At 74.6% G+C, this 23,904-nt stretch carries 23 protein-coding genes and 1 pseudogene; 10 read left to right on the top strand and 14 right to left on the bottom strand.

Annotated features, from left to right (window positions below):
• Positions 1 to 88 precede the first annotated feature (88 nt).
• A complete protein-coding gene (locus AC6CKD_RS34945) occupies positions 89 to 493 on the bottom strand; it encodes a hypothetical protein (protein WP_498332999.1) in 405 nt (134 codons plus the stop codon).
• 142 nt (positions 494 to 635) lie between these two features.
• Between AC6CKD_RS34945 and AC6CKD_RS34940 the strand changes: the two genes are divergently transcribed.
• On the top strand, positions 636 to 1,406 hold the full coding sequence (locus AC6CKD_RS34940; protein ID WP_498332997.1) for an MBL fold metallo-hydrolase: 771 nt from the start codon (positions 636 to 638) through the stop codon (positions 1,404 to 1,406).
• The gene (locus tag AC6CKD_RS34935; protein ID WP_498332995.1) at positions 1,403 to 2,029 is read left to right on the top strand and encodes a DedA family protein; all 627 of its coding nucleotides are present in this window, start codon (positions 1,403 to 1,405) and stop codon (positions 2,027 to 2,029) included. The genes AC6CKD_RS34940 and AC6CKD_RS34935 overlap by 4 nt, the downstream gene beginning before the upstream one ends.
• Before the next feature lie 67 nt (positions 2,030 to 2,096).
• Here the strand turns inward: AC6CKD_RS34935 and AC6CKD_RS34930 are convergent, their stop codons facing one another.
• From AC6CKD_RS34930 to AC6CKD_RS34920, 3 genes are all read right to left on the bottom strand, one after another.
• Positions 2,097 to 3,164 (bottom strand): MBL fold metallo-hydrolase, encoded by a 1,068-nt coding sequence (locus AC6CKD_RS34930; protein WP_498332994.1) that lies wholly within the window; start codon positions 3,162 to 3,164, stop codon positions 2,097 to 2,099.
• Positions 3,165 to 3,343: 179 nt separating this feature from the next.
• Positions 3,344 to 4,633, bottom strand: a complete 1,290-nt coding sequence (locus tag AC6CKD_RS34925) for an aminotransferase class I/II-fold pyridoxal phosphate-dependent enzyme (protein WP_498333071.1) — start codon at positions 4,631 to 4,633, stop codon at positions 3,344 to 3,346.
• Positions 4,634 to 4,792: 159 nt separating this feature from the next.
• The gene (locus AC6CKD_RS34920; protein WP_498332992.1) at positions 4,793 to 5,365 is read right to left on the bottom strand and encodes a TIGR03086 family metal-binding protein; all 573 of its coding nucleotides are present in this window, start codon (positions 5,363 to 5,365) and stop codon (positions 4,793 to 4,795) included.
• A 193-nt stretch (positions 5,366 to 5,558) separates the two neighbouring features.
• Between AC6CKD_RS34920 and AC6CKD_RS34915 the strand changes: the two genes are divergently transcribed.
• A complete protein-coding gene (locus AC6CKD_RS34915) occupies positions 5,559 to 6,395 on the top strand; it encodes a class I SAM-dependent methyltransferase (RefSeq protein WP_498332990.1) in 837 nt (278 codons plus the stop codon).
• 20 nt (positions 6,396 to 6,415) lie between these two features.
• Here the strand turns inward: AC6CKD_RS34915 and AC6CKD_RS34910 are convergent, their stop codons facing one another.
• Complete coding sequence (locus AC6CKD_RS34910) at positions 6,416 to 7,213, bottom strand: SGNH/GDSL hydrolase family protein (protein WP_498332989.1); 798 nt, start codon at positions 7,211 to 7,213, stop codon at positions 6,416 to 6,418.
• Entirely contained in the window at positions 7,200 to 7,769 is a 570-nt protein-coding gene (locus AC6CKD_RS34905; protein WP_498332987.1) for a PadR family transcriptional regulator, read from the bottom strand. Before AC6CKD_RS34905 ends, AC6CKD_RS34910 begins: the two co-directional genes overlap by 14 nt.
• A 106-nt stretch (positions 7,770 to 7,875) precedes the next feature.
• Here AC6CKD_RS34905 and AC6CKD_RS34900 point away from each other — a divergent pair, with 106 nt between their 5' ends.
• The 3 genes from AC6CKD_RS34900 to AC6CKD_RS34890 all read left to right on the top strand — a co-directional run bounded on the left by AC6CKD_RS34900 (position 7,876) and on the right by AC6CKD_RS34890 (position 9,788).
• Positions 7,876 to 8,331 carry a nuclear transport factor 2 family protein gene (locus tag AC6CKD_RS34900; protein ID WP_498332986.1) on the top strand — a complete coding sequence of 152 codons (456 nt, stop codon included), beginning with the start codon at positions 7,876 to 7,878 and terminating at the stop codon, positions 8,329 to 8,331.
• Positions 8,332 to 8,403: 72 nt separating this feature from the next.
• Positions 8,404 to 9,201 carry a thymidylate synthase gene (locus AC6CKD_RS34895; RefSeq protein ID WP_498332984.1) on the top strand — a complete coding sequence of 266 codons (798 nt, stop codon included), beginning with the start codon at positions 8,404 to 8,406 and terminating at the stop codon, positions 9,199 to 9,201.
• A gap of 62 nt (positions 9,202 to 9,263) precedes the next feature.
• A complete protein-coding gene (locus AC6CKD_RS34890) occupies positions 9,264 to 9,788 on the top strand; it encodes a dihydrofolate reductase (protein WP_498333069.1) in 525 nt (174 codons plus the stop codon).
• A 22-nt stretch (positions 9,789 to 9,810) separates the two neighbouring features.
• Here AC6CKD_RS34890 and AC6CKD_RS34885 read toward each other — a convergent pair whose 3' ends face one another.
• A complete protein-coding gene (locus AC6CKD_RS34885) occupies positions 9,811 to 11,781 on the bottom strand; it encodes a DUF5107 domain-containing protein (protein WP_498332983.1) in 1,971 nt (656 codons plus the stop codon).
• A 113-nt stretch (positions 11,782 to 11,894) separates the two neighbouring features.
• Here AC6CKD_RS34885 and AC6CKD_RS34880 point away from each other — a divergent pair, with 113 nt between their 5' ends.
• The gene (locus AC6CKD_RS34880; protein WP_498332981.1) at positions 11,895 to 12,446 is read left to right on the top strand and encodes a DinB family protein; all 552 of its coding nucleotides are present in this window, start codon (positions 11,895 to 11,897) and stop codon (positions 12,444 to 12,446) included.
• Between the two features lie 96 nt (positions 12,447 to 12,542).
• On the opposite strand, the gene AC6CKD_RS34875 is transcribed toward AC6CKD_RS34880, so the two are convergent.
• Both AC6CKD_RS34875 and AC6CKD_RS34870 read right to left on the bottom strand, forming a co-directional pair.
• Positions 12,543 to 13,442 carry an arginase family protein gene (locus AC6CKD_RS34875; protein ID WP_498332979.1) on the bottom strand — a complete coding sequence of 300 codons (900 nt, stop codon included), beginning with the start codon at positions 13,440 to 13,442 and terminating at the stop codon, positions 12,543 to 12,545.
• Positions 13,443 to 13,446: 4 nt separating this feature from the next.
• Positions 13,447 to 13,915, bottom strand: a pseudogene (locus AC6CKD_RS34870) (GNAT family N-acetyltransferase).
• Between the two features lie 9 nt (positions 13,916 to 13,924).
• Here AC6CKD_RS34870 and AC6CKD_RS34865 point away from each other — a divergent pair.
• On the top strand, positions 13,925 to 14,668 hold the full coding sequence (locus AC6CKD_RS34865) for a hypothetical protein (protein ID WP_498332977.1): 744 nt from the start codon (positions 13,925 to 13,927) through the stop codon (positions 14,666 to 14,668).
• Between the two features lie 27 nt (positions 14,669 to 14,695).
• Here the strand turns inward: AC6CKD_RS34865 and AC6CKD_RS34860 are convergent, their stop codons facing one another.
• The 5 genes from AC6CKD_RS34860 to AC6CKD_RS34840 all read right to left on the bottom strand — a co-directional run bounded on the left by AC6CKD_RS34860 (position 14,696) and on the right by AC6CKD_RS34840 (position 19,850).
• Positions 14,696 to 14,929 carry a LapA family protein gene (locus AC6CKD_RS34860; protein ID WP_498332976.1) on the bottom strand — a complete coding sequence of 78 codons (234 nt, stop codon included), beginning with the start codon at positions 14,927 to 14,929 and terminating at the stop codon, positions 14,696 to 14,698.
• Between the two features lie 33 nt (positions 14,930 to 14,962).
• Positions 14,963 to 17,032 carry a prolyl oligopeptidase family serine peptidase gene (locus AC6CKD_RS34855; RefSeq protein ID WP_498332974.1) on the bottom strand — a complete coding sequence of 690 codons (2,070 nt, stop codon included), beginning with the start codon at positions 17,030 to 17,032 and terminating at the stop codon, positions 14,963 to 14,965.
• Complete coding sequence (locus tag AC6CKD_RS34850) at positions 17,029 to 18,399, bottom strand: M20/M25/M40 family metallo-hydrolase (RefSeq protein WP_498333067.1); 1,371 nt, start codon at positions 18,397 to 18,399, stop codon at positions 17,029 to 17,031. Before AC6CKD_RS34850 ends, AC6CKD_RS34855 begins: the two co-directional genes overlap by 4 nt.
• A gap of 1 nt (position 18,400) precedes the next feature.
• Positions 18,401 to 19,234, bottom strand: coding sequence for a M55 family metallopeptidase (locus tag AC6CKD_RS34845; RefSeq protein WP_478685400.1), 834 nt, complete (start codon positions 19,232 to 19,234; stop codon positions 18,401 to 18,403).
• Between the two features lie 172 nt (positions 19,235 to 19,406).
• A complete protein-coding gene (locus AC6CKD_RS34840) occupies positions 19,407 to 19,850 on the bottom strand; it encodes an SRPBCC family protein (protein ID WP_478685399.1) in 444 nt (147 codons plus the stop codon).
• Positions 19,851 to 20,141: 291 nt separating this feature from the next.
• Here AC6CKD_RS34840 and AC6CKD_RS34835 point away from each other — a divergent pair, with 291 nt between their 5' ends.
• Together AC6CKD_RS34835 and AC6CKD_RS34830 are read left to right on the top strand one after the other, a co-directional pair.
• The gene (locus AC6CKD_RS34835; RefSeq protein WP_498332971.1) at positions 20,142 to 22,403 is read left to right on the top strand and encodes an MMPL family transporter; all 2,262 of its coding nucleotides are present in this window, start codon (positions 20,142 to 20,144) and stop codon (positions 22,401 to 22,403) included.
• A 94-nt stretch (positions 22,404 to 22,497) separates the two neighbouring features.
• On the top strand, positions 22,498 to 23,904 hold a 1,407-nt coding region (locus tag AC6CKD_RS34830), incomplete at its 3' end, for a beta-ketoacyl [acyl carrier protein] synthase domain-containing protein (protein ID WP_498332970.1).

Below are 23,904 nucleotides of genomic sequence, written 5' to 3'. Positions count from 1 at the left end.
GGCGGATGTGCGTACGGGGGGCGCGGCGGGGCGGCGGCGGGGTGCGGTGCCGGGCGGCGCGGGCCGGGCACGATCCGAAGGGGACGGCCTAGGTGCCGTCGTATCCGGCGGTCGGCATGGAGAGCCGGCGGTGCACCTCGGCCTTCATCGCGGAGGTGTAGCGCGGCTCTTCGAAACCGGCGGTTTCCAGCCGTACGCCGCGCCGTGCGCACTCGGCGGTGAACTCCCCCACGGAGCGCAGCGCACGGGTCAGCACCCGGTGGTTCGCGGTGACGAACAGGTCGACGCGCCCCGCGTCGACGTCGCTCCACAACCCGCAGTGGTCGGCGCGCAGCCCGTAGACGAACAGCTGGCGGGTCACGACGTAGCCCCGGTCGGCCGCCCAGCGGGCGCACATGGCGTGCTGGCCCCGGGTGTCGACGGCGAAGGGATCCGCGTCCAGATCCTCCAGCGGGGCCAGGCTGGCGATCGCGGCCACGCGCAGCTCATCCATGCCGCCCGACCCTACTCCGATCCGCCGCCGGGGAGGAGGGGGCGTCTGAGCCGTCTTCCCGGTTCCGGGCGGTTCGGGCGGGCAGCCCTTAGGCTCGGACGGGACCCGGTGACAGCGGGACGAGGGAGGGGATCAGGGGCCGGTGGAGATCACTTGGTGGGGCCACGCCACGTGCACGGTCGAGGACTCCGGTGTCCGGCTGCTCACGGACCCGCTCTTCACACGCCGTCTGGCGCACCTGCGGCGCCGGCGCGGGGCGGTGCCCCCGCCGGAGGCGGCGGTCGCCGACGCGGTGCTCGTCTCGCATCTGCACGCCGACCACCTGCACCTGCCCTCGCTGGCGCGCCTCGCGCGCGGGACCCGGCTGCTGGTGCCGCGCGGGGCCCCGGGCGCGGTGCCGGGGCTGGCGCGGATGGCCGGGGTGCGGGAGCTGGCGGTCACGGAGGTGGTGCCGGGCGACACGGTGGCCGTGCGGGACGGCGTACGGGTCCGGGTGGTCGGCGCGCGGCACGACGGGCGGCGGCTGCCGTTCGGACCGCGGCTCGCTCCCGCGCTCGGGTACGTGATCGAGGGCTCGTCGCGGACCTACTTCGCCGGGGACACGGGCCTGTTCGACTCGATGGCCGACGAGGTCGGGCCGGTGGACGTGGCCCTGCTGCCGGTGGGCGGCTGGGGACCCTACCTGGGTCCCGGGCACATGGACGCGGCGGGTGCGGCGCGGGCGCTGGCCCTGCTGGCGCCGGCGGCGGCGGTCCCGGTGCACTGGGGTACGTACTGGCCGATCGGGATGGACGCGGTGCGGCCGCACGAGTTCCACGCGCCGGGCGAGGAGTTCGTGCGGTGTGCGCGGCGGGAGGCGCCCAAGGTGACGGTCCGGGTGCCCGCGCACGGTGAGCGGGTGCGGCTGCCGTGAGGGCCCTGTACCAGCTCGCGGAGGCGGCCGCGCAGGTCCCGCCGGAATCCACCCAGCAGGCGATCGGCTATCCGACCCTCTTCGTGCTGGTGGCGCTGGGCGCGCTGGTGCCGGTGATTCCGACGGGCGCGCTGGTCAGTACGGCGGCGGTGGTGGCGTTCCACCAGGACTCCCTGCCCTTCGGGCTGTTGCTGGTGTTCGGGGTGTCCTCGCTGGCCGCCTTCACCGGGGACCTGGCGCTGTACTGGCTGGGCCGGCGGGGGGTGCACTCGCGGAACGGATCGCGCTGGCTGGAAGCGCTGCGCCGGCGGGCCACCCCGGAACGCCTCGCCCAGGCGCAGCGCAAGCTCGACGAGCACGGCGTACTGGTCCTGGTGGTCTCCCGCCTGTTGCCCGGCGGCCGCATCCCGGTGATGCTGGCCTGCCTCCTCGCGGAGCTCCCCCTGCGCCGGTTCGCCCGCGGCGACGGCCCCGCCTGCCTGGCCTGGGCGGCGACCTACGGCCTGATCGGCATCGTGGGCGGCTCCCTCTTCGCGGAGCCCTGGAAGGGCGTGGCCCTGGCGGTGGCCCTCACCGTGCTCATCAGCGCGGCCCCGGCCCTGTGGCGCCGGCTCCGCGGCTGACCCGGCCGGTCCTGGAACCCGTCCCCCGTGCGGCACCGCTGCTTTCAGCCGTCGCGGCCGTCGGCGGCTAGAAGGCCCGCGACGCCCCGACCGGGAGGTCCCACAGGTGCTCCCGGGGCAGCCCGGTACGGGCCCAAGCGGCACGCACCCGCTGCAAGGGCTCCATCACCGGCTCCGAGGAGAGCACGAAGGTCCCCCAGTGCATCGGAGCCATCCGCCGCGCCCCCAGGTCCACGAAGGCCCGCACGGCCTCCTCCGGGTCCGCGTGGACGTCCCGCAGCCACCACCGCGGGGCGTACGCCCCGATCGGGAGCAGCGCGAGATCGATGCCGGGGTGCCGGCGCCCGATCTCGCCGAACCAGTGCCCGTAGCCCGTGTCACCCGCGAAGTAGACCTTCTTCGCCGGCCCGGCCCGCCCCTCGGCGGCGCTGAGCATCCAGCCGCCCCACAAGGTCCGGCACGCGTCCATCAGCGACCGCTTCGACCAGTGGTGTGCCGGCACGAACTCGAGCCGTACGCCGCCCAGTTCGGCCGACTCCCACCAGTCGAGTTCGGTGACCCGGGTGAACCCCCGGCGGCGGCACCAGCGCGCGAGTCCGGCCGGGACGAAGAGCGGCGTCGCGCGCGGGAGGCGCTTGAGGGTGGGGGCGTCGAGGTGGTCGTAGTGGTTGTGGCTGATCACCACGGCGTCGACCGGCGGCAGTTCCTCCCACCGCACCCCGACGGGGGTCATCCGGGCCGGGGTGCCGAGGATCCGCCGGGACCAGACGGGATCGGTCAGTACGGTCAGCCCACCGATCCGCAGGATCCAACTGGCGTGCCCCGCCCAGGTCACGGACACGCTCCCGGCGGCCACGGCGGGCAGCGGGGCGGGCGCGTACGGCAGGTCCGGGATGCCGCTCAGCCCCTCGGGGCCGGGCCGGAAGGCCCCCTCGCGGGCGAGCCGGGCGAACGCCCGCAGCCCCGGCAGCGGGGTGGTCAGCCGGTCCGCGAACGAGCGCGGCCACAGCCGGTGCTCGCCCAGCGGCCGCGGCCGCGCGTGCCGGGTGCCGGCACCGCCCCGCGCGGCCGCCGGGGGGACGTCCGGGCCGGCTTCGGCCCGGGAGGCCGAGGGGGCGTCCGTCTGATCCCTCATCGCGAAGTCTCCGTTCACCGGCGGGAGTCGGGGGTTCCAGGGCGGGGGTTCCAGGGCGGGGGTTCCAGAGCGGGGGTTCCAGGGCGGGGGTTCCAGAGCGGGGGTTCCAGAGCGGGGAGTCGAAGGCAAGGAGTCGAGGGCGGGTGCGAGGCGGGGGTTCAGGTGGACCCGCGCGGGGCTCAGTCGGACAGCCCGGCCAGGACCGACCGGAGCCGGGCCAGGGAGTCCCGTACGTGGGGCAGGGCGAGGGGATCGGTCGCGGTGAGCGCCGCGAGCCGCTCCTCCGGGGTGGCGCCCAGCAGCGGTCCGGTCGACAGCCGGACCCGCGGGGCGACGGGCTCGTCCGCGAACCGCTGCCCGCCGGGCGTCGGCGCGCCGAGCCGTCCGCCCAGCCAGTCCTCCAGTTCCATCGCGTCGCCGATGCCCTGCCGGGCGAGCCCCGCGCGCAGCGGAGTCAGATCGGCGTACAGGTGCCGGCCGGCCTGCGGAGGCCGGGCCAGCGCGCCGGCGGCCAGTAGTTCCCGGTGCGCGGCCCGGGCCACGGCGCCGTGCAGGGAGGCGGCCGCGGCGGTGCGTCCGGCGACGGCGGCGGGCTCGTCGAGGGCGTGCGCGGCCGCCCCGGCGACGGGGCCCGCGACGAGCCCGCCGGTGGCGGTCAGCACGTCCAGGGTCCGGGCCCGCAGCCAGGCGCCGTGCGGGGTGCCGGGGAACCGGACGACGGCGGCGGGCCAGCCGGCGGGCAGCAGCGCGCCGGAGAGGTCGAGGAGCACCGCGGTGTCGTCCGGCAGCATTTCGGCGGGGCTGAGCACGACGAGCCTGTCGTGGGAGCCCCGGAGTCCGCCGGGGCCGGCTGCGCCCGGCTCGCCGGGCCCGCCCGGGCCTCCGCGGGCCGGCCGGTGGACGGTGTCGCGCCAGGTCTCGTCGCTGACGACGAACAGCCCGGCCGACTCGGCGGCCTCGCAGGCCTCCCGGAGCAGTTCGGGCGGCGCAACGGTCGCCGTCGGGTCGTCGGCGACGGACAGCAGGAGCACCCGCGGATCGCCGCCCTCGGCGCGCACCCGGCGCACGGTCTCCAGCAGGGCGTAGGGGTCGGGCACGCCGCCGCACTCGGCCGGGGTGGGTACGTGATAGGCGCGCCGTCCCAGCAGCCGGACCTGCGGCGTCCACCAGGCGGGACACGGCCGGGGGAGCATGACGTCGCCGCCGTACGCGCCGAGCAGCGCCAGCAGCAGGGCGGGAGCGCCGGGTCCGGCGGCCACGTGGTCGGGGTCCGTGGGCAGCCCGCGCCGTCCCCAGTGCCGGGCGGCGGCGGCCCGTACGGGGACGCCCCCGCCGGCCGGTTCGGGGGCCGAGCGCCAGGCGGCCGAAGCGAGGACGGCCGTGAGCTCGGGCAGGACGGGCAGGCCGGGCTGGGGGGTGGGCGGACCGTAGCGGACCTGCCCCCGGCCCTCGGCCGTCGTGCGCTGGATCCCCGACACCGCGCGCCACCTCTCCCTGCCGTCCCCGCGCCTCCCGACCATGCCTTTATACGGTCATTCGTCCACGATCGCCCGTTGTGGGCCCCCGGCCGCCACGGGGCCGGGGGCCGGCAGCGGAGCCGTCGCGCCCGGTCCGGCCGCCGGATTCCCTCAGCCGCTCCTCCCCAGCAGCGCGAGCAGCCGGGTCTGGGCGTCCGCTCCGGCCGGGATCTCCAGCGGAGCCGCGTACATCCCGCTCGCGGCCAGTCCCCCGGCGTAGGGCATGACCTCCTTGAGGGAGAACTCGACGAGGCCGTCCGGCAGCCGGTCGTCGGCGCCGATGCCCCGAGCGAGGTCCCAGGCGTGGACGACGCAGTCCGCGGTCAGCTCCGAGCAGTACGCCGACCCGAGCGCGGGCCCGTAGGAGAGCCGGACCGTGCGGTCCAGCGCTCCGGGGATCTCGAAGGCCGTGTGCGCGGCGGCGGAGGCCTCGTCCCAGGCCGCGCCGGGGTCCGTGCCGAGGACGTCGCCGTTGAAGGTGCTGCCGATGTCCTCGACGGTGCGGCCGTCGGTGACCAGGGGCGGTATCCACAGCTGTTCGGCGGTGACGTGGTTGACCAGGTCGCGCACGCTCCATTCGCTACAGGGCGTCGGCGCGTCCCACTGGGCGTCCGAGACCGCGTGGACGTACCGGCCGAAGAGCCGCAGCGCTTCGGCGTGCCGGTCGAGCAGCGGGTCCGGCATGGATCTCACCGTCCTTCGTTCCCCCGGATTCACTGTCCTCGCCCCTGCCGCCACCTGCCACCCGCCCGCCCAACCCCCTTGGCGCACACGGGTGCTGTCCACATGTCAAAACACGTATCTCACCTACCGAACTGATCCCTTACGGTGAGGCCAACGCCTCGACAGCACTTCGACGACGAAGGAGCCAGGTCCCATGAACACCACGGAAGCCACGGAGCCCGCGCACGAGACCGCGGTCTACACCCACGGCCACCACGAGTCGGTGCTGCGCTCGCACCGCTGGCGCACCGCCGAGAACTCCGCCGCGTACCTGATCGGCGAGCTGCGCCCCGGTATGACCGTCCTGGACGTGGGCTGCGGTCCGGGCACGATCACGGCGGACCTGGCGGAGCTGGTCGGACCGCGGGGCCGGGTCGTGGCGGTGGACGCGGCGCGGGACGTGGTCGAGCAGGCCGCCGCGTACGCGGAGGAACGCGGGCTGACCGGCATCGAGTTCGCCACGGCGGACGTCCACGCCCTGGACTTCCCCGACGACTCCTTCGACGTGGTCCACGCCCACCAGGTCCTGCAGCACGTGGGCGATCCGGTGCGGGCGCTGCGCGAGATGCGCAGGGTGTGCCGGCCGGGCGGGATCGTCGCGGCGCGGGACGCGGACTACGCGGCGATGGCCTGGTACCCCGCGACTCCGGGGCTGGAGGAATGGCTGGACCTGTACCGGCGGGTCGCGCGCGCCAACGGCGGCGAGCCGGACGCCGGGCGCCGCCTGCGCGCGTGGGCGCGGGCGGCCGGCTTCACGGACGTGACCTGCACGGCGACCTCGTGGTGCTTCGCGACCGAGGAGGAGGCCGCCTGGTGGTCGACGCTGTGGGCGGACCGCACGACGGCCTCGGGATACGCGGGGATCGCGACCGACGGCGGACACGCGACGGAGGCGGAGCTGGCGGCCGTGGCGGACGCCTGGCACGCCTGGGGCGCGGCCCCGGACGCCTGGTTCTCGGTCCTGAACGGCGAGATCATCTGCCGCGCCTGACGCAAGGGGCCGCGCCCGGCTCAGGCAGCCAGGCGTACGGGGAGCAGTTCGGGCCGCTTGGCCGTGCGGCCGTCTCCGGAGGAGCGCCCGCGCAGCCGCCGCCCGATCCAGGGCCCGGCGAAGCCCACGGCCCACCGCAGCTCCCCGGCGACGCCCCGCAGGCCCGCCGGGGCGGCGGGCGGCGGGCCGGGCAGCGGGCGGGTCCACGCCTCGTCGCTGCCGGGCAGGCCCAGGGCGTGCGCGACCCCGGCGGCGATCATGGCGTGGCCGGACGGCGTCGCGTGCAGCCGGTCCGCGCTCCACATCCGGGGGTCCGTGGAGGCCTCGTGGCGGGCGAAGTCGGCGACGGCCACCCCGTGCCGCTCCGCCGCCCGGCGTATCCGCTCGTTGAGCGCGGTGACGCGCGGGGCCGCCCCCTTGGCGAGCGGGACGAGCTTCGCGATGTCGGGGAAGGTGACGGTGGCGACGCGGGCGCCCTGCGCGGTGAGCGCGGCGAACATCGCCTCCAGGTGCCCGGCGACCTCGTCGGCGTCGAACCGGGGCCGCAGCACGTCGTTGACCCCGGCGACCACGGTGGCCAGGTCGGGACGGAGCGCGAGGGCCGGCCCGAGCTGCCCTTCGCGGACCCCGGCGGCGAGGCGGCCCCGCACGGCCAGGTTGGCGTAGAGCACATCGGGCTCGCGCACCGCGATCATCTCGGCGAGCCGGTCGGCGCACCCGCGCAGTCCGGTGCGGTCGTCCCCGTCGCCCACACCCTCGCTCTGGCTGTCGCCGAGCGCCACGTACCGGGTCGGCCGCCGCCGCTCACTGCTCTCCACGGGTTGCCCGCCTCTCGTTCAGAATGATCGTGGTGCGCTCGTACCAGGCCCGGTTGGCCCGCTCGAACTCCAAGCCGCGCAGGCAGGTGAGGTAGGGGCCGATCCGTGCGCCGTGGCGCAGGAACTCCTCCTCCGTGCGCTCGCCGCGCATCGAGCGCAGGAGCTTCTCGAACAGCTCCTCCTTGGCCGTCGCGAACGCGGTCCGCCGCGCGAGCTGCGCGATCAGTGCCTCCGTGTCCACGTACTCGGCCGCCTGGACCTTCACGAGCAGGTCGTCGCGGATGACGCAGGGCTTGGTCTCGGCGGCGGTGAAGCGCTCCAGCTCGGCCAGTCCGGCGTCGGTGACCTGGAACAGCCGCTTGTTGGGCCGGGTGTCCTGGACCACCTCGCGGCCCGCGATGAACCCTTCCCGTTCCAGCCTGGCCAGCTCGGCGTAGAGCTGCTGGGGCAGGGCGTGCCAGAAGTTGGCCACGCCCGTGCCGAAAGCCTTGGCCAGCTGGTAGCCGCTCAGCTCCTCGTCGAGCAGCGCCGCCAGTACGGCGTGGCGCAGAGCCATAGGTCGGTCTCCTCGGGATCGTGCGCGGCAGCGTCTTCTCAAGGACGCCCGGGCCATGATAGTCAAGAAAATGACTAATCACATCGGTGACCATCAAGGAGTCCTCATGACCACGGACACGAGCACGGCCGACCGGTTCCGCGCCGCCGTCGACAGTCAGGACCTGGCCGCACTGGACGCGCTGTTCACCGGGGACGTCCGGCTCAACAGCCCGGTGAAGTCGAAGCCGTTCGAGGGCAAGCCCGCCGTGCTGGCCCTCTTCCGCGTCCTCCTGCGCACCTTCGAGGACTTCCGCTACGTCGGCCGCTTCGAGGGCGGCGTCCAGTCCGGGGCGGACGCGTCCGACGGGCCGGAGGGACCGGCGACCGTGCTGCCGTTCCGGACCACCGTGAACGGCCGGCAGGTGCACGGCATCGACATGCTGCACCTCGCGCCCGGTGGCCTGATCAGCGAGATCACCGTGATGATCCGCCCCCAGACGGCGGTCCTGGCCGTCGGTGAGGCGGTCCTCGCCGGGCTGATCGCCGACGGCCTGGTCGAGGCGGCTCCGGCGGCCGGCTGAGGCGGGGCTGAGGCGGAGGCCGAGGCGGCCGGCTGACCGAGCTCCGGCGGCGGCCCAGTAGACTCGGTGCCCGTGGCGGATACCCAGTACGAAGACCTGTTGAAGCTGGTGCTCACCTCCGGGACGGCGAAGGCCGACCGGACGGGCACCGGCACCCGGAGTGTCTTCGGGCACCAACTGCGTTACGACCTCTCGCAGGGGTTCCCCCTGGTGACCACCAAGAAGGTGCACCTCAAGTCGATCGTGTACGAGCTGCTGTGGTTCCTGCGCGGCGAGTCGAACGTCGGCTGGCTGCGCGAGCACGGCGTCACGATCTGGGACGAGTGGGCCGACGAGAACGGCGACCTCGGCCCGGTATACGGCGCCCAGTGGCGCTCCTGGCCCACCCCGGACGGCCTGCACATCGACCAGATCACCGATGTCCTCGACACGCTGCGCCGCGACCCGGACTCGCGCCGGATGATCGTCTCGGCCTGGAACGTCTCCGAGCTGTCCAAGATGGCGCTCGCGCCGTGCCACGCCTTCTTCCAGTTCTACGTGGCCGACGGCAAGCTCTCCTGCCAGCTGTACCAGCGCAGCGCGGACCTGTTCCTCGGCGTGCCGTTCAACATCGCCAGCTACGCCCTGCTCACCCACATGGTGGCGCAGCAGACCGGTCTGGAGCCGGGCGACTTCATCTGGACCGGCGGCGACTGCCACATCTACGACAACCACGTCGAGCAGGTGACCGAGCAGATCTCGCGCACCCCGTTCGAGTTCCCCGAGCTGGAGCTGCGCCGGGCCGACTCGCTCTTCGACTACGCCTACGGCGACGTGAAGGTGGTCGGCTACCAGCACCACCCGGCCATCAAGGCCCCGGTCGCGGTATGAGCGGCAGCACGGACACCGGCACGGACACGGGCACCGGCACGGACACCGGAATGGACGTCGGCATGAACGTCGGGCTGATCTGGGCGCAGAGCGCCGACGGCGTGATCGGCGCGGACAACGGGATTCCCTGGCGGCTACCCGAGGACATGGCCCACTTCAAGGCCACCACCCTCGGCCATCCGGTGGTGATGGGCCGCAAGACGTGGGATTCGCTGCCCGCGCGGTTCCGCCCGCTGTCCGGGCGGCGCAACATCGTGGTGACGCGCGATCCCGAGTGGGCCGCCGAGGGCGCGGAGCGCGCCGGATCCATCCCCGAGGCCCTGGAGATCGCGGCCGGGCAGGACGGACGGGCCGGAGGGCCCCGGCCCGCCGTCCCCGCCGCCGCGTGCTGGGTGATCGGCGGCGGAGAGGTCTACCGTGCCGCGCTGGCCCACGCCGTGACGCTCTCGGTGACCGAGGTCGACGCGTCGGTGGTCGGCGACACCCACGCCCCGGAGCTCGACCCGGCGTGGACCGTCGCCGGGGACGGGGGCTGGCAGTCCTCGGTGACCGGCCTGCGCTACCGCATCCGCACCTACACCCGGTAGCGCGGGCGCGGCCCCTACTCTCCTACTCGCCCGGCGGGCGCATCCGGAAGTTGTACGCGGCCGGCAGCGAGCGGTCGGTGAGGGTGGCCCACACCTCGGAGAGGGTCTCCTCGCCCTCGCGGAGGTCGGGCAGTTCGAAGCCCTCTTCGAAGACCCGTCGGGCCGCGCCCACATGGCCCTCCGCCGCGAGCAGCCGGGCCGCCGCCAGCCGGAAGCGGCCCTCCTCGCGCAGGGCGGGGCGCAGCCGGTCCCACACCGAGCGGGCCTCCGCCGGCAGCCCCGCCGCCAGCAGGCACCCCAGCGCCTCCCGGCCCAGGGCCGATTCGGCGGCCAGCCAGGCCGTGCCGCCCCGGCTCTCCTGCGTCAGGTCCTCGAAGGCCTCGGCGTACCAGCGGGCCGCCCGGGCCGGGTCGCCGGCCAGGTCGTCGGCGACCGCCAGGCACCTCAGCAGCGGCCACCGCGAGGGGGCCAGTGCCAGCCCGCGCTCCCAGCTCCGTACCGCCTGGGCGATGTCCCCGGCGTGCCACTGGGCGACCCCGAGGTGGTACTCGGTCAGCGGGTCGGCCGCGGCCGTCTCCAGCATGTCCCGCCAGTGCGGGGCGACCAGGCTCGGGCCGGGCGGCGCCACCCGCCGCGGGGCGGGGAAGACCCCGGTGCGCCACAGCTCCAGCCAGGGGGCCTGGTCCTCGTCGAGGGTGTCCTCGGTGAAGGGGGTGCCGGGCAGCTTGTGGCCCCCGCACAGCACCTCCAGCGCGCCCCAGCCGGAGCCGGCCGCCAGCCGCTCCCCCGGTTCGGTGTCGGCGCACCCGCGCCACGCCTCGTACGCCGCGTCCACGGCCGGCCCGGGCAGCGCGGACTCCAGCGCCGCCCCGGCCGCGGCGCGGGCCGCCGTCCAGTCGTCCCCGTGCACGGCGAGCGGGTCCGCGGACAGGGCTCCGTAGGCCTCCAGCCAGCTGAACTCCGCGCCCGCCTCCAGCCGTACGTGCTCCAGCTGGGTCCGGGCGAGCCCGGCCTGGATCTCCGCGTACCCGCCCGTGCCGGGCTCCGTCAGCCACTCCTGCCAGCGCCGGCCGCCCTCGCCCGCACCCCAGACGAAGAGCTTGCGGCCGCGCAGCCGGGCCGTCGAGGTCTGGACGAGTCCGCGCCCGTCGGCGTCGAGGGAGGCGATCCAGGGCCGGGTCCCGGCTTCGACCTCGTAGAAGAAGTCGGCGGGGTACGTGCTGCGCAGCGGGTACGTCCGGTCCGCGCCCTCCCATCCGGGTACGGGGATGCGCCGGAGGGAGCGCTCGTACCCGAAGTGCCAGGCCTCGTCGGCCGGGGCCAGGACGCGGGTGCCGGGCTCCTCGGGCACGGCGATGTTGGACCACCAGTACACGGGCGCGGGCCGCTCGTGCGGATTGCGGACGCGGACGCCGACGTAGAGGAACTCCGAGTCCTCGGGCAGCCACAGGTCCACCTGGAAGGGCAGGTCGCGCAGCCGCTCCCACTCCCAGAGCCGCACCATGACTCCGCCGTCGGGCGCCGGGACGAGCGCGGCGTGCAACGGGGCGCAGGAGAGCGTGGTGTGGCCGGTGGCGCCGAGGTTCCACTCGATGCCGCCGGAGAACCAGGCGCCGTTCAGTGCGAAGTTGGCGGGCTGGAACACCGGGTTGCGGTAGAGCAGTTCACGTCCCGAGGGGAGGTGGACGAGCGAATGGATCCGGCCACCGAGCCCGGGCAGGACGGTGGCGCGCAGATGTGCGTTCTCGATGACGACCGTCTCGAAGTCCCGCTCGGCGCGCTGCCGTTGGTAGCCGTCCCGGACCCGGACGGGGAGCAGCGAGCGCAGCGGCTCGTACCCGATCTGGCGTGCCATGTCGCGCGGCAGACCTTCGCGTGAGCGCTCGTCCAGTGTGTGCACCCCGTCGGACCCGCGGAGGGCGGGCAGCGGGTTCTCGGGGCCCAACGGGGCTGCGGGAAGGGTCAGTACGGAACGGCGGACGGTGGTGGCCATGAGGGAAATGGAACACGCCACGGCCGTCCGTGCACAGGGATTCGGCGGATCGCCACCGGTCAGGATTACGCAAAACCTTTCGCCGTACGGACCGGTGGCCGATCATGGAGGGCATGAGCGGTGCGAGCAGAAGAGGCGCGTTCTTCCCCGGGGACGTGTCCGGAACCCGGTTCACCGGACCGGCGACCGGCGACGAGCGGCGGATGCTCGTCGGCATGCTGGGTGCCCAGCGCGCGACGCTGCGGCTCAAGTGCGCCGGCCTGGACGCGGAGTTGGCCGCCCGGTCGGTGGAGCCGTCCACCCTGTCGCTGCTGGGCCTGGTCCGCCACCTCGCGGACGTGGAGCGCCGCTGGTTCCGGCAGGTGCTGGCCGGGCTGGAGGCCCCCGCCCTGTTCTCCTCCCCGGCCGACCCCGACGGGGACTTCGACGGCGCGGTGTCCGCGCCGGGGGCGGCCGAGCGCGCGTGGGAGGCGTGGCGCGCGGAGGTGGAGTTCGCGGAGGGTTTCACCGAGCGGGCTCCCGATCTGGAGGTCTCCGGGAAGGACGGCTGGCGGGGCGAGGTCTCGCTGCGCTGGGTGCTGATCCACATGATCGAGGAGTACGCCCGGCACAACGGCCACGCCGACCTGCTGCGCGAGCGCATCGACGGCGCGATCGGGTTCTGAGCGGGGCGGCCCGCCGGACGGGTGCCCGGCCGCCACCGATCCGAAGGACCCGCCCCGCCCTACGGCCCGTCGCGGACGGGACGTGGGCGACGGGCCCTACGCGAACGCGCCCGCCACCAGGTCCGCGAGCAGGGCTCCGGCGCGCCCGTCCGGGTCCAGGTCCGGGTCGTAGATGGTGACGTTGAGCCCGACGCAGCGCGGGGAGCTGATCAACACGCCGAGCAGTTCCGCGAGTTCGTCGGGGATCAGGCCGCCCGGGTCCGGGCTGTCGACGGCCGGCATCACGGACGGGTCCAGTACGTCGGCGTCCAGGTGGACCCAGAACCCTGCGGTGGCCGGGGGCTGGAGCCCCGTCAGGGCGGTACGGGCCACCGGCCCGGCGCCCCGGTCGCGGATCGCCCCCACGGTGGCGGCGAAGATCCCGGCGGCGCGCAACTCGGGGAGGTCCGGGTCCCCGTCGCGCAGTCCGAAGAGCCGTACGTCCTCGTCGCGCACGTAGGGCCCGAGGCCCTCCAGGTCCGCGAGGTCCGGCCGGCCGCGCCCGGTGGCGAGGGCCAGCTCCTCGCCGCCGGCCGCGCCGACGGGCCCGTTGACGGCCTCGTTGCCGGGGTGGCGGAAATCGGCGGAGCCGTCGATCGCGGCGATGCCGTACCGCCCGAGGCGCCGCATGGCCAGGGAGGCGCCGAGCTGGATGGAGCAGTCGCCGCCGAGCACGACGGGGAACTCCCCGGCGCGCAGGTGGTCCTCGATCCGGTCGGCGAGGGCGACGGTGTACGCGGCGAGGGGTCCGGCGTGGAACACCCCGTCGCCCTCCTTCCAGTCGCCCCGGTCGTAGCGCGGCGGGACGACCACCCCGCCCTCGCGCGCGCCGAGGCGGGCCAGCAGACCCTGTTCGCGCAGGGCCCCTGCCAGTTTGTACACACCGGGCACGGCGCCCGGGGCCGGGGGGCGGAGCCCGAGGTTGGACGGTGCGTCGAGGAGCACGAGGGTTCGCATGGACTCATCCTGTGCGATGCGCGGACCCGGGGCATGGCATTTCGGCCGTGATCGCCCAGCGTTCGTGGTCCCGCCGGGCCCCGTCGACGTGGAGGAAGTCCGGCGACAGCCCCTCCCGCCGGAAGCCGAGCCCGCGGACGAGGGCGACCGAAGCGGTGTTACCCGGCTGAATATCGGCCTCCAGCCGGTGCGATCGCGCCCGACTCCCGCTCGCACAGGAGGAATCCGGCCCTGCCCGCCGCGGCGGCCCCGGACGCGCCCCCGGTCGCACCGGCGATCAGCTGGGCGGCGTACGCCTCGTAAGCCTCCTCGGTCGCGGGCGGCGACGGCCACGGGCGGTGGAGCGCGCGGCTCTCGGGCACCCCGGCGGTGAACTCGGCCGCGTCAGTGGGCCGGTAGGGCCGCAGCCCGACCCGGCCGCCCTCGGCGAGGTCCGGAAAAACGGCATCGCCCCAGGCTAGGGGCTGTGGCAGGATCCCGGGGTGATCATCACCCCGAACACCGAAGAACTCCTCCTCGCGGCCGCGTACAACAACGCCGCGTGGTGCGCGGCGGTCTGCCGCGACGGCGGTTTCACCGCCGAGGCCTGGAGCAGCCCGCGCCCGACCCCGCTCTACTACCCGGACGCCGTGACCCTCACCCGGGACACCGACACGGCCGCGCTGCTCGCCGGGATCGACACCGGTGCGCCGCACGCCTCGGTCAAGGACAGCTTCGCCGTGCTCGACCTGGCTCCGGCCGGCTTCGAGGTCCTCTTCGGCGCCGAGTGGATCCACCGCCCGCCCTCCGCTCCCGAGGCCGCCCCGTCCCTGGCGTGGAGCCGGATCTCCGGCCCCGAGGAGCTGACGGCGTGGGAGACGGCCTGGGACGGCGAGGAGAGCACCGGCCTGTTCCACCCGGGGCTCCTCACGGGGGATTCGGAGGAGGACGCGCACGGCGCCGGGCACACCGGGGACATCGCCTTCCTCGCGGGGCGGGATCCCGAGGGGCGGATCCTCGCCGGGGCCGCCGCCAACCGCACCGGCGAGGTGGTCGGCATCTCCAACGTGTTCAGCGCCGACGGAACCCCGGACGACGAGGCCTGGACGGGCGCGCTGACCCTGGCCGGCTCGCTCTGGCCCGGCCTGGGGCTCGTCGGCTACGAGTCGGGGGACGACCTCGACACGGCGCTGCGCCACGGCTTCACCGCCATCGGCCCGCTCCGCGTCTGGGTCCACCCGGGCTGACCGCAGGCGCGCGCCGCGGCTCCCCTCCTACTTGCGCCGCCGGGCGAAGTAGGCCCCGCACAGCCCGCCCAGCACCGCCGCGATCAGCAGGGCGACGTACAGCGGCATCGTCACCTGCGGGATCAGCAGCCGGATCTTGGTGGGGGCGGTGTTCTCGAAGATGAACACCAGAGTGAGCACCGCGAGCGCGATGATGCCCGCCCGGCCCGGGGTGATCGACCCGCGACCCTTGCCGCGGTTCTTGGACGTGTGGGAGCTCATGGCCCCATCGTCTGCTCACGGCGGGCCGGGGGCTCAGTCGGACAGGGCCAAACGGGGGATGTCCGCCCGCTCGAATCCGAACACCTGCGCGTACAGGGACAGCTCCGCCTCCAGGGCCCGGACCATCGTGTCCGCGCGCCGGAAGCCGTGCCCCTCGCCCTCGAAGGCCACGTACGCGTGCGGTACCGACCGCCCGCGCATCGCGGCCAGCAGCCGCTCCGCCTGCGCGGGCGGACAGACCGGGTCGTCCAGGCCCTGGAGCAGGACGAACGGCGCGGTGATCCGGTCGGCGCGGGCCACCGGGGAGCGCTCGCGGCTGCGCACGGCCAGGGTCTGCGGGGGTCCGGCGAGGCCGTCGATGTAGCGGGACTCCAGGTCGTGGGTCTCCGCGGCGAAGCCGGCCAGGTCCAGTACGGGGTAGATGATCGCCGCGCACGCGTACAGGCCGGTGGATGCCAGCGAAACGGCCGCCGTCCAGCCGCCCGCGCTGCCGCCACGGATCGCGAGCCGGTCCGGGTCGGCGGTGCCCTCGGCGGCCAGGGCCCGTGCCACGGCGGCGCAGTCCTCCACGTCGACGACGCCCCACTGTTCGCGCAGCCGTTCCCGGTAGGCGCGCCCGTAGCCCGTGGAACCGCCGTAGTCGACCTCGACGACGCCGATGCCGCGCGAGGTGAAGTAGGCGATGTGCAGGTCGAGTACGGGCGGCACGTGGTCGGTGGGGCCGCCGTGCGCCCACACCGCGTAGGGGGGCAGCTCGTCGGCCCGGGCGCGCAGCACGGGGTGGTGCGGCGGGTAGACGTGGGCGTGGATCTCCCGGCCGCCCCGGCCGAAGAAGGTCCGGCTCTGCGGCTCCGGGTAGTACGCGGGGTCCGCCCGGTCGGCCGGCCCCGGTCCTCGGGTCCCGCCCGCCCCGACGGCCGCAGCAGGCCCGCCCGCCCCTTCGGTCCCGCGGTAGCCGCGGCCGCCCACCACCCGGGCGTGCCCGGTGGCCGTGTCCAGCTCCACCACCTCGTAGGCGCTGCGCGGGCTGGCTGCGACCCCGTAGACCCGGCTGCCGCTGACCGCGAGCGTGGGCTGCCAGTTCGTCCACGGCCCGGCCGCGTCGACCAGGTCCCCGCTCTCCGGGTCGAGCACGCCGAGCACCGACGAGCCCTGGCCGTGCAGGACGGCCACCAGTCCGTCGGGGAGCGCCGCGATCCAGCGCAGGCCGGGCTTCCACAGCGGCCCGCCGAACTCCTCTTCCCGGGGGCACAGGTTGACGGCCTCGCCCGACTCCCGGTCCACCCGGTACGGGTTCCACCAGCCGCCCCGGTCGCTCACCGCGAGGAGGCTTCCGCCGGTGGTCCACTCGACCTGCGCGACGGCCTCCTCCGGTCCGCCGAGCACGGTACGGGAATCCGCGAGCCGGCCGTCGGGAGTGACCTCGGCGAGCCGGAGCTCGGTGCCGTCCCACGGCATCCGGGGGTGGTCCCACACCAGCCAGGCCGCCTGCCGCCCGTCCCGAGAGAGCCGGGGCCCGGTACTGAACCGGTACCGGTCGTCGGTCAACTCCCTTACCCGTGAGCGGTCTTCGGCGGCCGACCCGTCCAGCGGTACGGCGGCCAGCACCCGGCGCACCTCGGTCGGCGCGGCTCCGGTGAACTCCTCCAGCACGCACCAGACTTCACCCTCGCGCAGCACCGGGTCGGCCCAGCGCAGCCCGCCGCCGACCGCCGAGACGGGGGTCAGGGCCCACGGGGCGGGACTGCCGGGCGCGTCCGGCTCGTACGCGTACAGCCGCTGGTCGGCGAAGTGGACGAAGACCACCAGCGGTCCGCCCAGGGGCCGTTCGGCGCCCGCCCAGGGCAGGCCGCCGTACTCGGTGACCCTGCTGCGCACGTTCCACGGCGCCGGCAGCGCGCAGACGGCGGGTCCGCCGTCCGCGGGCCGGCGGACCAGGGCGCGGCGGCCGCCTTCGGCCGGCCGGGGCTCCGTCCACCACACCTCGGTGCCGATCGCGCCGAGGTACTCGGGCCTCCCGTCGAGGGAGGCGGCGAGCGCGGCTCCGATGGGCGAGGGCCAGCTGCCGTAGGGGGCGGTGCCGTCGCCCCGCGCGGTGATCACAGGGCGCGCAGGGCGCGATCGAGGACGCGGACCCCGAAGTGCAGGGCGTCGACGGGCACCCGCTCGTCCACTCCGTGGAAGAGGGCCCAGTAGTCGAAGCCGGGCGGCAGCTTGAGCGGGGAGAAGCCGTAGCCGGTGATGCCGAGCCGGGAGAACTGCTTGGCGTCGGTGCCGCCCGCCATGCAGAAGGGCACCACGTGCCCTTCGGGGTCGAAGGCCTCGACGGACTCGCGCAGGATCCCGTACGTCCGCCCGTCCACGGGGGCTTCGAGGGCCACCTCCCGGTGGTGGAACTCCCAGTGCACGTCGGGGCCGGTGAGCTCGTCGAGGGTGGCGGTGAACTCGGCCTCGCCGCCCGGCAGCATCCGGCCGTCCACGTAGGCGGTGGCGGTGCCGGGGATGACGTTGAGCTTGTAACCGGCGCTGAGCATCGTCGGGTTGGCGCTGTTGCGGACGGTCGCGTCGACGAGGGCACCTGCCGGGCCGAGCTTGTTGAGGATCTGGTCGAGCTGGAATCCGGGGCCCCGCGGATCGACCGACATCCCCTGCAGGGCTGCGAGTTCGGTGATGCAGGCGGTGACGGTGTCGGTGAGGCGGACCGGCCAGTCGTGCTCGCCGATGCGGGCGACGGCGGCGGCGAGCCGGCTGACCGCGTTGGCCCGGTTGGGCTTGGAGCCGTGTCCGGCGGTGCCGGTCGCGGTGAGCTTCAGCCAGGCGGTGCCGCGTTCCCCGGCGGCGATCGGATAGAGGGTCTGCCCGGGGGCGGTGTGCACGGTGAAGGCGCCGGATTCGCTGATGCCCTCGGTGCAGCCTTCGAAGAGTTCCGGGTGGTGGTCGGCGAGGAAGCCCGAGCCGTCGATCGCGCTGTCCTCCTCGTCGGCGGTGTAGGCGATCACGATGTCCCGCCGGGGTCGGAAGTCCTGTCCCCTTTTGGCGGCCCGCGCCCAGGCCCGTACGACGGCCAGCACCATCGCGTCCATGTTCTTCATGTCGACGGCGCCGCGGCCCCAGACCACCCCGTCCCGGACCTCGCCGGAGAAGGGGTCCACGCTCCAGTCGGCGGCCTCGGCCGGGACCACGTCGAGGTGGCCGTGGACCAGGAGGGCGGGGGCGGTGGGGTCGGTGCCCGCGATCCGGGCCACCACGTTGGTGCGGCCCGGGGTGCGCTCCAGCAGCGCGGGCTCCAGGCCGATGTCCGCCAGCCGCTCGGCGACGTACTCGGCGGCCGGGCGCTCCCGGCAGTCGCCGCCGCCGCGGTTGGTGGTGTCGATGCGGATCAGGCCGGAGGTGAACTCGACGGCCTCGTCGAGCGCCACCCGGTCGACGGGGGTGCTGCCGACGAGGGCGTCGGCGCCCGGCTCGGACATGTCAGCCATATTGCTCCTCCACCGCTGCCGAGACGATCGTGGTGACCGCCTTGAAGGTCCGGATCCCCTCGTACATCGTCCCGCTGGTGTACCCGACCCTACGCTCACCCGCCCGCTCGACTCCGGGCACCACCGTGGCGGCCATCGCCAGGTGCTCGGCGTCGAACTCCACCTCCACCGTGAACGGCCCCCCGCGCACCGGCTCGTGGCGGACCGCGAGGGCCGCGGCCTCCTTGGCGGCGGCCCGGATGTCGGCGGCCGTACGGGCCGGGGTGCGGCAGACGGCGGCGTAGCGCGACACGTGGTCCTTGACGGCGACGGTCACCGCGTCCGGGGCGTAGCCGGCGGCGTCGGCGCAGGTCAGGTCGTCTCCGGTGACGAGGACCACCGGGACCCCGTACTCGGCGACCACGTGCGCGTTGAGCAGGCCCTCGCTGGCGCGGGTCCCGTTGATCCAGACCCCGGTGATGGAGTTGGCGAGGTAGGTGTGGGCGAGCACGCCCTCGGCTCCGGCGCCGGTGTGGTAGCCGACGAAGGCGATGCCGTCGACGTCCCCGTGCTGGACGCCCTCGACCATGGAGAGGGATTTGTGGCGGCCGGTGAGCATCTCGACGCGCGCGTCGAGCCGCTCCAGCAGCAGGTTGCGCATGGTCCAGTGGGCCTCGTTGACGAGGACCTGGTCGGCGCCCGCGTCGTAGAAGCCGAGGACGGCGGCGTTCACGTCGGAGGTGAACATGGTCCGGCAGCGTTCCCACTGCGGGGTCCCGGGCAGTACGTCGGCGGGCCAGGTGACGCCGGTGGCGCCTTCCATGTCGGCGGAGATGAGGATCTTCATCGGGCCCCCGGGCGGTCGGTAGCGCTGGGGCCCCACCCTAGCCCCGCGGCCCTCGCGGACCCCGGGGCCACGCCCGCGCGGTGGCACGCCTTCACCCTCCGTGCGGCGGGGAGGGGTCGTTTCACCCGATCCGGTGAGGCCCGGTCCGCGGCCTCACCGGCAACGGCCTTGCTCAGCCCTTGACTTCGGCGGCCAGGTTGGCGAGGAAGGTGTCGTAGATGCGGGCCAGGCCCTTGGGCGCGAAGGTGCGCTCGAAGAAGCCGCCGATGCCGCCCGCGCCGTCCCACACGGTGGTGACGACGGCCTTGGACTTGCCCTCGCCCGCCGGGGTGACCGTCCAGGTGGTGACCATGGAGGAGTTGCGGTCCTTCTCCACGAGCTGGCCGTCGGTGGGCTCGGTGACCTCCAGCAGGCAGTCGCGGACCCGCTTGCTCGTGGCCTGGAGCTTCCAGTGGACGAGGGTGCCCTCGCCGTCGCCGCCCTCGCGCACCTCGTACTCGCTGAAGTGCTCGGGCAGCAGCTTGCCCCGGGTCCCGGTGTAGTCGGCCAGCGCGTCGAACACGGTCTCCGCGTCCGCCCCGATGATGCGTTCCGTGGTGGCCTCGACCTGCGCCATGGCTACTCCTCCAACAGTTGTGATTCCAAGCGATTCCAAGCGTGGTGATCGCCCGTCGCGCCAAGCCAACCACCTCCGGCGCGGGCGCCCAAATCCGGGTGACCCGTCGCGAGGAAGGCCGACGGCGCCCAGGGGCAGGGACGTGGAGGGGAACGGCCACGGAGACGCACGGAGGCCTCCTGTCAAGTAACGAACAGCCGGGGCTACGACCCCGTCCCCGACCGGGGCACGGTGGAAATCCACCGTCCCGCACCAGAGCAGGACGTACCCGCACCCGGATCGGAGGCCCCGATGTCCCGTCGCGCAGGCGTCTTCGTGACCCGCCGTCCCGGGCTCGTCCTCTTCGCCGCCCTCGTGTTCCTCGCGCTGTCCGTCGTGTTCGGTGCGGAGGCCACGGGCCGGCTGAAGACGCAGGGGTACGACGACCCCCGGTCGCAGTCCAGCCGCGCCGCCCGCGTGGCCGCCGAGCGCCTGGGGGCCTCCCCGAACCTGGTCGTCGTCGCACAGGCCCGCGACGGTTCCGTCGACGGCCCGGCGGCCCGGAGCGAGGGCGAGGACCTGACCCGCCGGCTCGCCGCCCAGCCGCACGTGAGCGCCGTGACCTCGTACTGGACCGGCGGCGCGGCGGAGCTGCGCAGCCGGGACGGCCACGCGGCCATGCTGGTCGCGCACGTGGACGGGGAGGGCGAACAGCTCGGCGCCCGGGTCGAACGGCTGAGCGGGGAACTGACCGCCCCCGGCGCTCACGGCGCTCCGGTGGAACCGGGCGGCGAGCCGGCCCTGACCGTGCACGTGGGAGGGTCGGCGCTCACCGACGCCGAGCTCCAGGACATCGCGGAGTCCGACCTGAAGCGGGCCGAGGCCGTCGTGCTGCCGGGCACCCTGATCCTGCTGGTCCTGGCGTTCGGCAGCGTCGTGGCCGCCGCGCTGCCGCTGCTGATCGGAGTCCTCGCCATCGCCGGGACCCTGCTGGTCCTGAGCGTCCTCGGCTCCGTCACCGACGTGTCCGTGTTCGCGCTGAACCTCACCACGGCGCTCGGCCTGGGGCTGGGCATCGACTACGGGCTGCTGATCGTCTCGCGGTTCCGCGAGGAGCTCGCCGCCGGGTACCTCCCGCGGACGGCCGCCATCCGGACCGTGCGCACCGCCGGCCACACGATCGCCTTCAGTGCCGCGACGGTCTGCGCCGCGCTCGCGACGCTGCTGGTGTTCCCGCCGTACTTCCTGCGGTCCTTCGCCTACGCGGGCATCGCCGTGGTGGCCATCGCCGCCGTGAGCGCCGTGACCGTCCTGCCCGCTCTGCTCGCCCTGCTCGGCAAGCGCGTGAACGCCTGGCCCGTACCGTGGCGCCGCCGGGCCCGTACGGGCTCCGGATCGCGCTTCTGGGAGGGGCTGGCGCGGATCGTCGTCCGCCGCCCGCTGCTCGCGGCGCTGCCCGTGATCGGCCTGCTGGTGGTCCTCGCCGCGCCGTTCGCGCACGCCGGTTTCGCCACCCCCGACGACCGGGCGCTGCCGACGAGCGCGGCCAGCCGGCAGACCGGTGACCTGGTGCGCGACGCCTTCGACATGAAGGGCGCCGACGCGCTCACCGTCTCCGTGACGGGCACGGCACCCCGGTCGGCGCGGGAGGACTACGTCCGCACGCTGTCCGCGCTCCCCCAGGTCGCTCAGGTCTCCGAGGTCGACCAGGTCTCCCCCGTCGCCGGGCGCGCGGGCGACGGTCCGGCCCAGCTCTCCGTGGTGCCGCGGGTCGACCCCCGCTCGCGGGCGGGCCAGCAGCTCGTGCACGACGTCCGCGCGGTCCCCGCCCCGGCGGGCACCGAGGTCCTGGTCGGCGGCCCGAGCGCGGTACTGGTCGACGCGAAGGCCACGGTCGGGGACCGGATTCCGCTGGCGCTCGCCCTGATCACCGGCACCACGTTCGTGCTGCTCTTCGGCTTCACGCGCAGCCTGCTGCTGCCGCTCAAGGCCATCGCGCTCAACGCCCTGAGCCTGACGGCCGTCATGGGAGCGATGGTGTGGATCTTCCAGACGGGCCATCTGAGCGGCCTCCTCGGCTTCACGCCAGGGCCGCTCAGCACGACCATGCCGGTGCTGCTGTTCTGCATCCTCTTCGGACTCTCGGTGGACTACGAGGTCTTCGTCCTGGCCCGGATCAAGGAGGCGCACGACGCCGGGGCGAACAACACCGACTCGATCGTCAGGGGCATCGCCCGGACGGGAGGCATCGTCACCACGGCCGGCGCCCTGCTCGCGTTCACCCTCCTGAGCTTCGGTACCTCCCAGGTCTCCCTGCTGCAGTTCTTCGGCATCGGCGCGGGTCTGGGCGTCCTCCTCGACGCCACGCTCGTGCGGGGCGTCCTCGTACCGGCGCTCATGCGCCTGGCGGGCGGCCTGAACTGGTGGGCACCGAAGGCGCTGAGGCCCAAAGCGCCGCAGCCGCAGCCGGCGCCCCGGCCGCCACCGGCCGCCGCGAGGCGGTGCGCCCCGGGCCGTTGCTCCCCGAACCGCACCGTCGTCCGTACCCACGCCCACGCCCACGCGCGCCGCTGAGCACCTGGCGCTCCGCCCTCCAGCCCCTCCGTCCCCTCCAGCCCCGCCCAGCCCCGGCCGCCATCCGTCCAGGGCGCTACGACAAGGAAGACCCATGACTGACATCGCCATCGTCGGACTCGGCTGCCGCTTTCCCGCCGCCCCCGACATCCGCACCTACTGGAAGCTCCTGATGAGCGCGGAGCGCCAGTTCTCCGCCGTCCCGAGGGAACGCTGGAACCACGGGACCTTCCACGAGCCGGGAAACCGGTCGGCCCCCAACGCCTCGTACACCGACCAGGTCGCCTTCCTGGAGGACCTGGACCGCTTCGACGCCGCGCACTACGGGGTGCCGCCCGCCCGCGCCCGGGCCATGGACCCGCAGCACCGGCTGATGCTCGACGTCAGCCGCGAGGCGCTCGCCGACGCGGGGATGGGCCGCGGCGACTTCGACCGCGAGAACACCGGGGTGTTCTTCGGAATTTCGGTGTCCGACTACAAGGACCTCATGGCGGCCCCCCTCCGGGCCATCACCCTGGCCGAGGACGCGCACGCGGCGGACGACGGCGACGAGACCGGGGGCGCCGCCGAAGCGGCCAGGGAGCGGGCGCGGCAGCTCGGCACCATCGACGCCTTCACCCTGCCGGGGAGCCTGCTCAACATGGCGGCCGGGACCGTCAGCCGCCACTTCGACCTCGGCGGTCCCAGCTTCGCCGTCGACGCCGCCTGTTCCGGTTCGCTGGTCGCCCTCGACCAGGCCGTCGCCCAGGTGCGGTCCGGCAGCTGCCGGATCGCCCTCGTCGGCGGCGTGTACCTCAACCTCACCCCCGACAGCCTGGTCGGCTTCTCCCGCCTCCGCGCCCTGTCCGCCGCCGGCGTGTGCCGCCCGTTCGACGAGGAGGCCGACGGCTTCGTCCTCGGCGAAGGCGCCGGTGTCGTCGTCATACGGCCCCTCGCCGACGCCCTCGCCGCAGGCGACCGCGTCTACGCGGTGATCAAGGGCATCGGCTCGGCCAACGACGGCGCCTCCCCCGGCCCCCTGGTCCCCACCTCGGAAGGCCAGCTCCGCGCCATGCGCCGGGCCTACGACGACGCGGCGGTCGCCCCGTCCTCCGTGGGGTTCCTGGAGGCCCACGGCACCGGCACCGCCGCCGGCGACCGCGCCGAGGCCGAGGCCATGCGCCGACTGCGCACCGAGTACCCGGACGACGACCCCGCCCTGTGCTACCTCGGCGCGGGCAAGGCCCTCATCGGACACTCCCTCGCCGCGGCCGGCATCGCGGGACTCATCAAGACGGCCCTCGTCGTCCACCACCGCACGATCCTCCCGCAGCCGGCCACCACCCCCCACCCCGACCTGGGCATCTCCGCCGCCGGCCTGCGCTTCGCCGACACCGCACTGCCCTTTCCGGACACCGGCACCCCGCGACGCGCCGCCGTCAGCTCGTTCGGCTTCGGCGGCACCAACGTCCACGTGGTGCTGGAAGAGCGCCCCGAACCGGTCCGCGGCCATCTCCCGGAC

The organism is Streptomyces sp. GQ60 (assembly GCF_059758875.1).
The sequence above is the reverse complement of the archived record's forward strand: the minus strand, read 5'-3'. Positions and strand labels throughout refer to the sequence as shown.

What these genes read in the sequence shown, in the direction of transcription:
- AC6CKD_RS34850 (WP_498333067.1), bottom strand. Translation starts at nt 18,399, where the DNA reads ATGTCCGAGCCGGGCGCCGACGCCCTCGTCGGCAGCACCCCCGTCGAC.
- AC6CKD_RS34930 (WP_498332994.1), bottom strand. Translation starts at nt 3,164, where the DNA reads ATGAGGGATCAGACGGACGCCCCCTCGGCCTCCCGGGCCGAAGCCGGC.
- AC6CKD_RS34880 (WP_498332981.1), top strand. Translation starts at nt 11,895, where the DNA reads ATGAGCGGTGCGAGCAGAAGAGGCGCGTTCTTCCCCGGGGACGTGTCC.
- AC6CKD_RS34915 (WP_498332990.1), top strand. Translation starts at nt 5,559, where the DNA reads ATGAACACCACGGAAGCCACGGAGCCCGCGCACGAGACCGCGGTCTAC.
- AC6CKD_RS34945 (WP_498332999.1), bottom strand. Translation starts at nt 493, where the DNA reads ATGGATGAGCTGCGCGTGGCCGCGATCGCCAGCCTGGCCCCGCTGGAG.
- AC6CKD_RS34875 (WP_498332979.1), bottom strand. Translation starts at nt 13,442, where the DNA reads ATGCGAACCCTCGTGCTCCTCGACGCACCGTCCAACCTCGGGCTCCGC.
- AC6CKD_RS34885 (WP_498332983.1), bottom strand. Translation starts at nt 11,781, where the DNA reads ATGGCCACCACCGTCCGCCGTTCCGTACTGACCCTTCCCGCAGCCCCG.
- AC6CKD_RS34900 (WP_498332986.1), top strand. Translation starts at nt 7,876, where the DNA reads ATGACCACGGACACGAGCACGGCCGACCGGTTCCGCGCCGCCGTCGAC.
- AC6CKD_RS34920 (WP_498332992.1), bottom strand. Translation starts at nt 5,365, where the DNA reads ATGCCGGACCCGCTGCTCGACCGGCACGCCGAAGCGCTGCGGCTCTTC.
- AC6CKD_RS34860 (WP_498332976.1), bottom strand. Translation starts at nt 14,929, where the DNA reads ATGAGCTCCCACACGTCCAAGAACCGCGGCAAGGGTCGCGGGTCGATC.
- AC6CKD_RS34890 (WP_498333069.1), top strand. Translation starts at nt 9,264, where the DNA reads ATGAACGTCGGGCTGATCTGGGCGCAGAGCGCCGACGGCGTGATCGGC.
- AC6CKD_RS34845 (WP_478685400.1), bottom strand. Translation starts at nt 19,234, where the DNA reads ATGAAGATCCTCATCTCCGCCGACATGGAAGGCGCCACCGGCGTCACC.
- AC6CKD_RS34840 (WP_478685399.1), bottom strand. Translation starts at nt 19,850, where the DNA reads ATGGCGCAGGTCGAGGCCACCACGGAACGCATCATCGGGGCGGACGCG.
- AC6CKD_RS34835 (WP_498332971.1), top strand. Translation starts at nt 20,142, where the DNA reads ATGTCCCGTCGCGCAGGCGTCTTCGTGACCCGCCGTCCCGGGCTCGTC.
- AC6CKD_RS34905 (WP_498332987.1), bottom strand. Translation starts at nt 7,769, where the DNA reads ATGGCTCTGCGCCACGCCGTACTGGCGGCGCTGCTCGACGAGGAGCTG.